We start from the raw sequence: 11,379 nt of genomic DNA, 5'->3' as shown, positions 1-11,379 counted from the left end.
CAATAATCAGAAGATCAGAGGCAGAGTGCGCAAAACCCTACAAGGTGGGACTCAGCTGACGGTTACATATCTACTGCATCCGCATGATTTGTTGTCTCCTAGACTTCCGAAAACTCTTACCTCCGCACCTCCGCACCTCCGCACCTCCGCACCTCCGCACCTCCTCAAATCACAAAGGCAACCCATGTCTGCTACCTTGGATCTTAATACCGACTCTATGTTTTCTCTGATCAATTCATTCTTGCCATGCATTGATGAGCAACCATATATATTTGCAAAATGCGAAATCGATTCAGAGCCGGAAGTCCGCGGTTGGTTTGTTCGTGAGCTGCGCGCTGGTCACATAAAAACGATAACGACAAGGATCTATGCGCATCAAGAGTCCTCGTTATTTTCTGATTCTACCATTTCCGCATCCGCGGTCGCACGGGCTTTATGTCTCCAGAATCAGTGGCGTGCGGCAATGCCAGAGTCTATGGCGCGGTTCTTCCTCGGACGGGAGAGCAAGCCAACGCAACACAATGAATTTATATACGATGGGCCCGTGTTTCGGAATTATGCCGGCGTTGGACTTACTCTTGAACCCAGTACTGATCACACGATTTTCAATCTTACGCCAGGGGGCCAGGCAATACGACTCGGCGCTTACGGAATTCGCGGTCATGATGAACTACAAAGAATTGTTAAATTTGCCGCCAGTGCTTGGTTCAGCCATCCGCAATTTCGACAATTTCTGATGGAAGACCTTGAGACGGGCCGCTTTACGGATCGAGAAACATATCTGGCAGAGTCAATATTAGATGCGCCCGTGTCCGGTATTGGCAGAAAGATACCAGCCGATTTCAATCCATCCGATCATTCGAACGCGGCAAAAATCGTCGATTGGCATATTGTGGAGGATGGTTTCGGTGATGCATATCTTAGCGCTCGACATATTCAAGGCCACGCGCACATTAGGGACGGAAACAGTTTAGGGCGTTCAACAGAACTTGTCTGGATTGACGAAGTCGAAGGGTGGGCCCGGACGCGGTCGCGGGTATATCGACTACTGGGTCCCAAGCTAAAATCCTAATCGAAAGCCTGCATACCAATGTGATATGAGACATCCACGAGAACGAACCAGTCTCGATATCAGCTACTGACCGGGAGTGTTCCTAGGCACGGATAAGGGCTCGCTCGGCCGCCTTGGCCTTCTTCTCCCTTGCAGTCCTCGCAGCATCTTCATCAGGGTACTCCTGACCGTCGAACATCCATACCTTCGAGAAGACGCCCTTTTTGAACGGCTCGATCAGCTCAAGCCGGACCTCTGCTGCTGCGGCGGCTCCGGACGTGTTGGCTGCGGCTGCTGCCGCCTGGTGGTACTCCGGCGCCTTCTTCCGACCCTCAAGTTCTTCTTCAGTAATTTCGATCGCGCGCTGGCACATTACAACGACGCCTGCCGTGTAAGCTGCACTGTAGCTTTTCACAACGCCGTCATGGGTTTGCGATCTCCCCTCGTGATTCCAGTAATACTCGCTTCCCTCCAGGCGGAGAATGCCCCTGACCTCCCAGCCCGACAGGCTGAGTTCGGCTGTGATTTCGGTAATAGCTCGGTCCACCGATTCCGGCGAGGGAGCCAGGTAACCCCGTTCAAAACTCTTGAGGAGATTGGTCTGGACATTCGACCTAGCCCAGACAAAGGTTTTGCGGATGGCTTTTGTTTCGTAGACGGTGGGCATTGTCAAAATCCTCGAGACTCGATGCGGAGATTAAACTCAAGGGGCGCATCCCTTTTTAAACCACGTTTGAGGGTCTACCGCTCTATATTGTTTGCTTGGCCCACGGCCGAGATGTTGAGTGTATTATTTCGATATAATACTAAATAATGCCGTCAATGACGTGTGTATTTCCAAAATTGCGACGTCGATCAAGCGCCAGTCCACGCGGTCCATTAATCTGGGGCCAACTGCCGTACTGACCTAGGCGACTTTTCCTTCAAAGGGATGGCTTATTTTTCGCGGCCTGATCCTGCTCTTGCTGGGTCTGAACCTTCGACGAATTTTGTAGAGCCTGTATATCTTCAGGGTTTGGGGTTTGAGAAGGAGGAGCTCATCCAGGCGCTTGGCCTCCCCTTCACAATCTCGACCATTGCGATGGCGGCGGGGCTGGCATGGCACGGCGCCTTCCATGCCGGCAATCTTGCCGCATCGGCGCTGGCGATTATCCCCGCACTCATCGGCATGTGGGCCGGGCAGAGCATCCGGGAGAGGCTCAGTCCGCAACTCTTCCGGCGCAGCTTTCTGGTCTTTCTGCTGCTGATCGGCAGCGAGATGCTGCTCAGACCGTTTTTATGAATTCACAATTTTGGAGGCCCTGGTTCATTGGGCGGTGCGTGGCGTGCATTTCCATGGTGCTGTTTCGGCTAGCGGCACGTCATGCCACGGCTGAAGCGCGATAAATCTCGTAAAACAGGCATGGCTCGTCCCGGCCGCGTGATGGTGCATGCACCATGCGTTGCCCGGCTTCGGCCATGCCGCAAGCCCGCATCACGGCGAAGGAGCCGGTGTTTTCCGGCTAGGCGCCTGCCTCTATCACATCACGCTGCAGCAGGCTGAAGCCGACCTCCAACAGGGCGGATAATGCCTCGCGCGCAAAACCCCGGCCATGGTAATCGGCCCCAAGCCAATAGCTCAACGCCGCGCGCCGCGGACTGGTCTCGCATCGCGCCAGGCCGATCCACCCTATGAGCTTTCCGTCATCCTGCAGTGTGATGGCATAGGTCAGTGCCTCCTTGCGTCTGGCGGCCTCCCGGGCAGTTTCAATCCGCTGCCGCGCCATTTGCGGCGTGCAGGGCAGCGGCCATGCGGCGAGCCACTCACTTACTGCTTGGGTCATCAGCGCGGCAGTCGCGGCGGCGTCTTGCGGTGCGACACAGCGCAAATGCAGGCGCTCGGTTTGTATCGGGGCGAGGATCATTTTGCGCCGCGTTCTCCGCCCGGCAGCATGGCCTTGATCAAAGTGTAGGCGGCCTCGCCGGGGGTCTCCATATAGGATGCATCGCGATGCGGCGGCGAGACGGCGAACGACCCGTCCAGCAGCAGCATGATGTGCCGCGCCAGCAGGAGATTTTCCCCAATTCCCGCCAGATTGATTTGTTCCTGTATCCAGCTTTCGAATTTCTTTTTATGTGCAGCACCGATCTGGATGGCCGGATGCCCGGGCATGTTCGCGAGCTCGGCCGTGGTGCGCAAGAACCCACAGCCTTTCCACTTCAGATGCCGCGCCGATTTCGCCAGATTGGTGAAAATCCCACGCGTCTTTTCCGCCAATCCACCTTGCGTTGCCGCGAACCATTGCTGGAACAGCAGCATGTTCGGCTGATCCCGACTTTCCAGATGGGCGGCAACCAGATCGTCCTTGCTTCTGAAATAATAATACAGCGTGCGCTTGGTCACCCCCGCTGTTTCGGCGATCAGGTCCATGCCGATACTGCGGATGCCCTCGCGGCAAAATAATTTGCTGGCTGCCGCGACGATCCGGTCGCGCGTATTTTCCCGGGTGTTTTCCATGGCGGCGGTAGCTCCGATGTATAAGGGTATCGGCTTGGACCGGGCCGTACAGGCTTGCAAGACGGTCGCACGGTCTCTCGCCTTTGCGATTATGGCTGAGGCTGTAAGAGGCTTCAGGAACGCGGTTGTCAGGCCAAAGCCGTACATGAACCAAGTAGGTCCAGGTGTACCGTGTCCTGGTTGTGCCCAAGCCAGGTACAAGCGCCCTGATCGGCATGTCATCGGTGTGGATCATCTCTGCGGTCATCGCGGTAGGTGTTATTTGCGCAATCTTGATACCTCCTCGATTCGGAATTGCCGATTGGCCATAAAGCGGCAGACCATAAAGACTTTTTGACACTTTAAGGTTGGCGATGAGCGCGGCGCTGAGAAGGCCGGTGTCGGTAGATAGGTCTAATGCTCGCGTTTGGGTGATCGTGTTAAAGTCCCGGCGAAAAAGTGTATGTAAAGCACACTCCGGATCCAGCCTCGGCCCAAGTCGCATTTTATGTGCCCCAGCCCCTACTTTGAACGCTGCTGTTCCCTGGCACGAACTCCGTGAGCGGACTCGGGAAAACTCTTCTGGGACGGGGCAAGGACGCTGGTCTCGACAATCGAAAATTGGTTTCCGCTTTGGTACGCCGTGTCCATTCGTCGTGGTTTTATGGCCAACGCGTGCGTGTCTAACCGCCACACCGTGTTTATCAAGGACCTTCTTTTGCTCGATTGCCAGATGACCGCTTTTACGAGGATTATACAGTTCCAACTCCGAAAATGCCTCCTCCATCTCCGCGATTGCCGTCACCATTTCTTCGTGAGACGATAGCTCTTCGGCTTTCAAGAGCCGTTCGGACTTTTCCGAACCTTGCGCTATCTTTTCAATCAAGACGAAGACAAACGCTGAGACATATGGCTTACTCGTGGAAGCTGCGAACAACGTAGTATCTATAGGGCTTACGCCCCGCTTCTTTAGACGTGCATATATCTTTCTGTAGCCTGCCTTTACCGAAAACGTAGTTGATCTGTCGCAGCGGAGTGCAAGGACAGGTGTTGCCTTGGCCAATAACGCTTTAACAGGCTGCTGCAAAACCCACCGGGCTGGGAGATTTTTTCCTTTGACGTACTGGTGGGTTGAGGGAATTGGCGCCTTTTTATGCCTATTCTGGGCCTGCTCCCGGCATCATGCGGGCTGTTGGTTGAGCAGTTTTGGTAATCTGACGAGGTTATAGGCTGCGGCGAAGAAGCTGAAGACGGCTTTGGTTTTGGCTATGCCTTTGACCTTGAACTTGGTCAGCCCTGCGCTGGCCTTGGCCCACCCGAAGACCTCCTCGATGCGTTTTCGGCAGCGCTGGCTGATCTCATAGCCGGGATGGCGTAGCGTGCGGTCGTCGATGGCGGTCTTTCGGCGTTTGCCGGTTTTGGAGATGGTGCCGTTGACGGCGATATGCGGCGTCACCTTGCGCGCCCGCAATTTGCCAATGAATTCGGCGGCATCGTAAGCCTTATCTGCCCCCAGCGTGATGCGTTTGTTGCCGGCACGGCGCTCCAGCATGGTCAGCGTGGCCTCGCGCTCGGCAGTGCCGGTGGCGTGGGTCAGCGTGCTGTCCACCACCAGACCGTTACGGTTCTCCATCAGCACATGCCCCATATAGCACAGCCGCGCCGGCTGGCCGCTGCTCTTGCGGTACAGCCTGGCATCGGGGTCGGTGGTCGAGGCGTGCGTCTCGTTGCTGCGCGTCTCGCCACGGAAATTGCGCTCGGCGTTGCGTCCCGCCGACGGTGGTGCGGGCGGCTCATCGCCTTTGTCCTTGGGCACAAAACTCTTCATGCTGGCCCAGGCATCGATCAGCGTGCCATCCACCGAGAAATGCTCAGACGACAGCAGCCGCTTCACCCGTGGCAGCGCCAGCAGCCCCTGCAGAAAAGCCCGCGCCACATCGGCCTGCAACAGCCGGTCCCGGTTATGGGTGAAGCCGGTCGCGTGCCACACGGCAGCGTCCATCGAAAGCCCAACAAACCAGCGGAACAGCAGGTTATAGTTGATCTGCTCCATCAGCATCCGCTCCGAGCGCACCGAATACAGCGCCTGCAAAAGCGTGGCCCGCAGCAGCATCTCAGGCGGAACCGAAGGCCGGCCCGTGGCAGAATAAAGCGCCGAGAAACTGCCGCTCAGCCTAGCCAGAACCTCATCCGCAAGCCCCCGGATCACACGCAGCGGATGATCCACAGGAACGCGCTCCTCAAGACGTACAAAACTGAAAAGCTCATCCCCAGAACCAGACAGACCACGCATACCGTCCTCCCTCACGGGAGAACAGAATCAGTCCTTCAAGCTAAAGGCAAGGGTTTCGCAGCAGCCTGTTAAGCTGTTCACTGAGCTCGGTTGCTGTGTACTCCATGGTTCTCTCCTCGGGCTATCCTCCCCATTTTTATCGAATACTCATGCAAGTGAGAAAGCCTTTCGAGAAATCTGAAAATTGACAACGAACCTTTATATGCCCCCCTTTGATTTTTGACGTCAGGAGTGTGCTTCCAAGGCACGAATATCGCCGTGTTTCCTCTCGATTAATGAGGCATGTCAGTCAAAACGATTTTAAAACGGTCAAAACATTTTAAGTTTTTCTCATTTGCATAGCCCGCCCGTAGAACCTGGAGGATGGACCTTCAAGAACAGTCAGCCCCGCAGTATTCGCTAAGCGTCACCAGGCGATGGAGCAAAATACGCTCAAAAGTCAGACACATCCTGACAAGAAAAGTCGAGCCACGGACGCCCGGCACACTAATCCAATACGCGAACGCATCCCGTCGCATGGCTCTTCGGGGGTTGTGGCCAGAGGAGATTGGCTCCAAATCACGACGGTCGTATAACTTTAACCGGGCAGCACTAGTCTACTCGACCACTGAAGATCTCAGGACCTTATATGGGCAGATGGAACTCCCGGGCGGCGCGATGTCCAACAAGCAAGCACATCAATTGATGACGCGTATCGAACAAGATCTTGGTATCCTCGAAATGTATCCGCCCCATGATCGCGGCTCCCCGAGCCGGTGGGCGTCGCCAAGCAAATGGAAAGCTCCGGCCGGTGGCGCGGTTCATTTTAGCAAAAGACGTTATTTGGGCCGGATGCCGGCCGGTTGGCGACAAGCGATTGTCGAGGCCGCTCCAGTCGGCTCAGAATATTACACACCGCTCCTAGTAATGGCACTGACCGGAGTACGGCCCGCAGAGTTAAAGAAGGGGGTCAGCGTCACGATTACGGCTCAGGGGTGTCTGCTGATAACCATCAAGGGAGCAAAGGTCAGCACCACCACAGGCCAGCCCGAGCGCCGATTGTGGGTGAGGGTCGACAATCCGACGGCGTGGCAGCTTTTCGCGGCAGTGACGGCAAGTGATCCGGAACAAGGGCTCCGAGTGTCAATCCAGGATCCAAGAACATTCTGCGATCATATTCGGAGCCTCTCACGTAAGCTGTATCCAAAAATCCGCTATGTCGCATCGCCTTACAGTTTCCGGCACGCGTTCGCATCCGACCAAAAAGCCATGCATGTCCCGGATGAGATGCTAGCCAAAATGATGGGGCATGTGTCAGCGAGATCTAAGCAAGGTTATGGCGTGGCTCGGCAAGGACGAATGCCGATTAGCAATGTCGATGCCGTCACAGCGAGTAGGCCAATCCGGCATGCGGACGGTCCTGCACGGGCCATTCCCCAGCTATAAGAGGGAGCTCGTTCGCCAGCCAGCCGGAACCGAGATCACTTTCGTTCCGTACGTACGAGAGGGGGACGGCGAATAGGAGCTGTTTACAGCCCTCGGTCGCGATGTCTTCCATGCTACCAAAGACGTTCCCCGCCCACCTTCAAGATCATAGAGTTTGACCTCGCAACCGCAAACCTCATCCTTACCATTGCTATGCAACGATAAATAGTGAAGATTGCACCTTCAGAGGTATTTACTTGGCCGCCCCATCCACGAACTTCAGTGCTGCTCCATCTGCCGCCGGGTATCTCTACCAGGCTCGCTTAGCTCTGGCCCTGTGCCTTAAGTATGTAAATGTCGATACCGGGGTCGAAGTGGGCATCGAACGATTAGATGACGTTTCATTCGAAACAGATGGAACGGCGCTCGAGCTTCTTCAGGCAAAACACCATATCAATAGGGTCGCCGCTCTCACGGACAAGAGTGTCGATCTCTGGAAGACACTCCGCGTCTGGAGTGAAGCCGCCGCGAAAGATCCCACTCTTCCCGCGCGTACCCGGTTGGCCTTGGTGACCACGGGCTCCGCGCCCGACGGCAGTGCAGCCTCCAAAATGCGCCCGGCTGTAGCTTATCCGGTCGGAAAAGCACGTGCGCCCAAGGAGGCGGCCATCCTTCTTGAGGCAGTAGCGGAGGCGGGGGGCAATCAGGAATTAAAGGAGGCTTATGCGGCTTTCCTTGCCCTCGGCCCGGCCATGCGTGTTTCGCTCCTAAGCTCGATCGAAGTCCTAGACGATCAGCCGTTGGTTAATGATTTGGGTGAGGCGATCGAAAATGACCTGCGTATGGTCGCGCCCCGTGGCCAGGTCACGATAGCCCGCGAGCGCTTGGAGGGTTGGTGGTGGCCGCGCGTATGCAAAGCGCTCATGGCTAGCCCCGCGGAGGCTATATCGGTGCTGGAGATTGAGGCAAAGCTTGACGACATCCGTGACGGCCTGAAGCGAGGCACCTTGGTCGCCGACCAAGAACATGTTGACCCCACCGTTGACGAAATCGCCGATTACGAATGGCGTCCTTTCGTTCGGCAGTTAAAAGTGGTCGGCGTTGGCGGAAGCCGCATCGAATATGCCAAGCGGGACTACTACCGGGCATTCACCCAGCGGTCGAAATGGGTTCGTGAGCACTTGGTGTTTGACGGTGAGATCGCAAAGTATGAGCTAACCTTAATTGAGGAGTGGCAACCCCGGTTTCAGCAGATGCGCGATAAGATCGGTGACGGAAAATCCACCGAAGCGGCGCGCTGCCAAGCGGGTCAGGACCTATACAGCTGGGTTGAGGCGGACGCTCGATTCCCCTTCCGCACAGTCAACCAACGCTTCTTGACAGTCGGCTCCTATCACATCCTGGCCAACGATTTGCGAGTCGGATGGCATCCGGACTACGAGACGGCATGTGCCGCAGAGGAGGTCTAGCCTTGGCCTCGCGGTGGAGCCTGAGGTGGCGCGACCGCCCTCCCGAAGAAGCGGCACTCCTCAACCCGGTCTTCTGCGGTGAGCTAATCGCCCGCGCGACCAAGGACTACGAACGCATTCGCGCCACGGCATTCCCACTGCCCTTGGGCTTTGTGGTTCTGCCCCTGGTACTGCACCCTCCAACCCTTGCCATATTGCCCGGCCGGGCGAACACAACGTTTGCGACTTGGTCAGCGGCCAATGAGGCGCTACTCGCCGAGCTGCCGGAGCGCACCCGGGCCCTTCGACCGATTAGTCGCGAAGCCTTGCTTTTCCTCGCGCAGCATCGGGTCCTGGCGGTGGATGCTGAGGGGCTGCGGTTGGGCGAGAAGCCCATGAGGCTTACGACGAAGGTGACAACGACGACCGATGTTGATGATATCCGTCGCGCTGCCGCCTTGCTTGGCCGATGGTTCGCCAACCAAGGCGCGCCGGCCCAAATTCTCCAAATAATGGGTGTGACGCCGTGACCCTGCAACTCCGAGCCATAGCTATCTACTCCCATGCCGGCGAACGGCGCGATGTTGAATTCGTCCTCGGCCGACTAAACATCGTCACTGGGGCTTCGAAGACGGGCAAGTCGGCCCTGCTCGACATCGTTGACTACTGCTGGGGCCGGGGTGAATGCACCATTCCGGAGGGCGAGATCCGACGTACCGTGAGCTGGTTTGCGATCCTTTTAGACCGTGACGGTGAAGGCATCCTGATAGCCCGACGGAATCCGGGGCCGGCCGGCAAGGCCAGCAATGACATTTTCTTCGAGCGCGGGGTCGTTGGATTTCCCGCCTCCCCGAAGCCCTTCGTCAAAAACGTGACCGCAGACGGCCTGCGCGCTCAACTCTCAATGGTGTTGGGTATCGCGGAGAATAAGCACGTTCCAGATCCCGGATCGACTCGGGCGCCGTTGGAGGCATCGGCCAGCCAGGCGATTTTCTTTTGTCTTCAGGCCCAGGATGAAATCGCCAATCGCCGCCTGCTTTTCCATCGCCAGGGCGAACAGTTCATACCCTCACACATTAAGGACACACTGCCATACTTCGTCGGCGCGATGGGCGAGGACCATTATCTGCAGCGCGTGCGCTACGACGAAGCCCGGGCGCGTCTGCGTAAGCTGGAACGCGACTATGCTGAAGCTCGCGCCATGGCGAACGAGACATCGGGTATCGCCCAGTCGCTTCTTCAGGAAGCGAAGCGTGCTGGCTTGTTGCCCGCGGACGCCTTTGCTGACACTCCTGCCGGTCTCCGCATCCTTTTGGCCGCTGCCGCGGCGCCACGCGAGCTCGCCTACGCCCACGATGACGATCCGGCCGCGGACCTGACAGATCTGGAAAATCGGCGGCGGCGCCTACGTGGCGAAATGCAAGAGGTGCGCGATGAGATCGCCGACGTCCAAAGACTTGAACGCGAGGCGTCGGAATTTCAGAGCGAGGCCCGAGAACAGGAGGCCCGCTTAGCGTCGATCGGTTTACTCGCCGACGACAGTGGCGACGCCGAAACCTGCCCACTTTGCGACAGCCATCTTGCGATCCCCATTCCGTCAGTCAGCGAGGTTCGCAGGTCACTCTCCGCACTTGAAGGCCAGCTGCAATCGGTGCGCCGGGACAACCCGCGGCTACAGGCCCGACAGGCGGAGCTTGAGGCGCATCGGAACGTCCTCGACGGACAGCTGAAGACTGTCCAAGCCGACATTCTCTCGCGGATCTCGGAAAACGAAAGGCTCAGAATCGAGCAGGACCAATTCACTGAACAGGCTCGCACCGCCGGTCGGATCGGCTACTACCTCGAAAATGCGCGAACCGTTGCCTCTGACGACGGTATCCGCCTTGAGATCGCGCGGGCCCGGGCCGAAGTCTCAGAGCTCGAACATCTGCTGGACCAGGAGGCGCTCGAAGAACGGCTTACCACCGCTTTAGGTTTTGTTGGGCGCGATCTCACCCTATATGCACGTTCGCTCGACCTTGAACACGGCAACAATACGCTGCGGCTTGACCGGAAGAACCTAACCGTCGTCGCAGACACGATTGATGGCCCCTTGGCCCTTCCTCAGATTGGAAGCGGCGAAAACTGGGTCGGCTACCACGTCGCCGCTCACCTCGCGATCCATGGCCTGTTCCGGGCCCGCAAGCGGCCGGTCCCGGCATTCCTGATGCTCGATCAGCCGTCGCAGGCACATTACCCGCCTGAACGGGATGTCGGGGAAATTGACGGCAAGAGTGACGAGGACCAGGCCGCCGTAGCCCGCCTGTACCGGCTTCTCTTCGACTATTGCGCGGAGAAATACCCAAGCATGCAGATCATTGTGATGGATCACGTCGAGTTGCTTGAGGATTGGTTCCAAGCGTCGACGGTTCAGCGGTGGCGGGACAACATCAAGCTCGTTCCGGTCAGTTGGCTGCGATCTCTATAGGTCATTCTGCAAGGGCCATCTCAAGGACGAGACCCTGAAGTTCACCGAAATCATGACGCAAATTTCGGCAGTACCAGTGTTGTGTCCGTCGAGGGCCAGAAGGCGACTAGATGACAGCTGCCCATCCGCCAGTCTTTAGGCGGCTTCGCGCCATTATCGTAAGCGGTGCTCGACGGCCCTTCTTCCCAGAAGATATGGAATATGATTCCCCGTTTTGAGGCAAGAGAAGGCTTCGGGACG

11 protein-coding genes are annotated in these 11,379 nt (G+C 57.1%); 6 read left to right on the top strand and 5 right to left on the bottom strand.

From position 1 onward, the window contains the following. Positions 1-1,072 (top strand): hypothetical protein (locus QQJ84_RS12780; protein WP_284258624.1); only part of this gene is annotated, 1,072 nt, incomplete at its 5' end. An 82-nt stretch (positions 1,073-1,154) separates the two neighbouring features. Here QQJ84_RS12780 and QQJ84_RS12775 read toward each other — a convergent pair. Beyond that, positions 1,155-1,718, bottom strand: a complete 564-nt coding sequence (locus QQJ84_RS12775) for a hypothetical protein (protein WP_284258623.1) — start codon at positions 1,716-1,718, stop codon at positions 1,155-1,157. A gap of 264 nt (positions 1,719-1,982) precedes the next feature. Between QQJ84_RS12775 and QQJ84_RS12770 the strand changes: the two genes are divergently transcribed. After that, complete coding sequence (locus QQJ84_RS12770; protein WP_284258622.1) at positions 1,983-2,333, top strand: sulfite exporter TauE/SafE family protein; 351 nt, start codon at positions 1,983-1,985, stop codon at positions 2,331-2,333. Positions 2,334-2,553: 220 nt separating this feature from the next. Here the strand turns inward: QQJ84_RS12770 and QQJ84_RS12765 are convergent, their stop codons facing one another. The 3 genes from QQJ84_RS12765 to QQJ84_RS12755 all read right to left on the bottom strand — a co-directional run bounded on the left by QQJ84_RS12765 (position 2,554) and on the right by QQJ84_RS12755 (position 5,820). Then, a complete protein-coding gene (locus tag QQJ84_RS12765; protein WP_284258620.1) occupies positions 2,554-2,955 on the bottom strand; it encodes a GNAT family N-acetyltransferase in 402 nt (133 codons plus the stop codon). Beyond that, entirely contained in the window at positions 2,952-3,695 is a 744-nt protein-coding gene (locus QQJ84_RS12760; RefSeq protein WP_284258618.1) for a TetR/AcrR family transcriptional regulator, read from the bottom strand. The genes QQJ84_RS12765 and QQJ84_RS12760 overlap by 4 nt, the downstream gene beginning before the upstream one ends. Positions 3,696-4,707: 1,012 nt before the next feature. Further along, complete coding sequence (locus QQJ84_RS12755) at positions 4,708-5,820, bottom strand: IS5 family transposase (RefSeq protein WP_284258617.1); 1,113 nt, start codon at positions 5,818-5,820, stop codon at positions 4,708-4,710. A 657-nt stretch (positions 5,821-6,477) separates the two neighbouring features. Between QQJ84_RS12755 and QQJ84_RS12750 the strand changes: the two genes are divergently transcribed. From QQJ84_RS12750 to QQJ84_RS12735, 4 genes are all read left to right on the top strand, one after another. Continuing rightward, a complete protein-coding gene (locus QQJ84_RS12750; RefSeq protein ID WP_284258616.1) occupies positions 6,478-7,245 on the top strand; it encodes a site-specific integrase in 768 nt (255 codons plus the stop codon). Positions 7,246-7,481: 236 nt separating this feature from the next. Further along, positions 7,482-8,693: an ABC-three component system protein gene (locus QQJ84_RS12745; protein WP_284258615.1), complete on the top strand. Its 1,212-nt coding sequence runs from the start codon at positions 7,482-7,484 to the stop codon at positions 8,691-8,693. A 2-nt stretch (positions 8,694-8,695) separates the two neighbouring features. Continuing rightward, positions 8,696-9,202, top strand: a complete 507-nt coding sequence (locus tag QQJ84_RS12740; RefSeq protein ID WP_284258613.1) for a three component ABC system middle component — start codon at positions 8,696-8,698, stop codon at positions 9,200-9,202. After that, the gene (locus QQJ84_RS12735) at positions 9,199-11,139 is read left to right on the top strand and encodes a DUF3732 domain-containing protein (RefSeq protein ID WP_284258612.1); all 1,941 of its coding nucleotides are present in this window, start codon (positions 9,199-9,201) and stop codon (positions 11,137-11,139) included. The genes QQJ84_RS12740 and QQJ84_RS12735 overlap by 4 nt, the downstream gene beginning before the upstream one ends. A 50-nt stretch (positions 11,140-11,189) precedes the next feature. On the opposite strand, the gene QQJ84_RS12730 is transcribed toward QQJ84_RS12735, so the two are convergent. Next, positions 11,190-11,379, bottom strand: a 190-nt coding sequence (locus QQJ84_RS12730) for a hypothetical protein (protein ID WP_284258611.1), incomplete at its 5' end; no start/stop codon positions are given.

Origin of the sequence: Acidocella aquatica, from assembly GCF_030160635.1 — a bacterium.
Taxonomy (GTDB): Bacteria; Pseudomonadota; Alphaproteobacteria; order Acetobacterales; family Acetobacteraceae; genus Acidocella; species Acidocella aquatica.
The sequence above is the reverse complement of the archived record's forward strand: the minus strand, read 5'-3'. Positions and strand labels throughout refer to the sequence as shown.

Excerpts from the sequence above, each read along its gene's own strand:
- QQJ84_RS12775 (WP_284258623.1), bottom strand. The coding sequence starts at position 1,718 with ATGCCCACCGTCTACGAAACAAAAGCCATCCGCAAAACCTTTGTCTGG.
- QQJ84_RS12770 (WP_284258622.1), top strand. The coding sequence starts at position 1,983 with ATGGCTTATTTTTCGCGGCCTGATCCTGCTCTTGCTGGGTCTGAACCT.
- QQJ84_RS12765 (WP_284258620.1), bottom strand. The coding sequence starts at position 2,955 with ATGATCCTCGCCCCGATACAAACCGAGCGCCTGCATTTGCGCTGTGTC.
- QQJ84_RS12760 (WP_284258618.1), bottom strand. The coding sequence starts at position 3,695 with ATGTACGGCTTTGGCCTGACAACCGCGTTCCTGAAGCCTCTTACAGCC.
- QQJ84_RS12755 (WP_284258617.1), bottom strand. The coding sequence starts at position 5,820 with ATGCGTGGTCTGTCTGGTTCTGGGGATGAGCTTTTCAGTTTTGTACGT.
- QQJ84_RS12750 (WP_284258616.1), top strand. The coding sequence starts at position 6,478 with ATGTCCAACAAGCAAGCACATCAATTGATGACGCGTATCGAACAAGAT.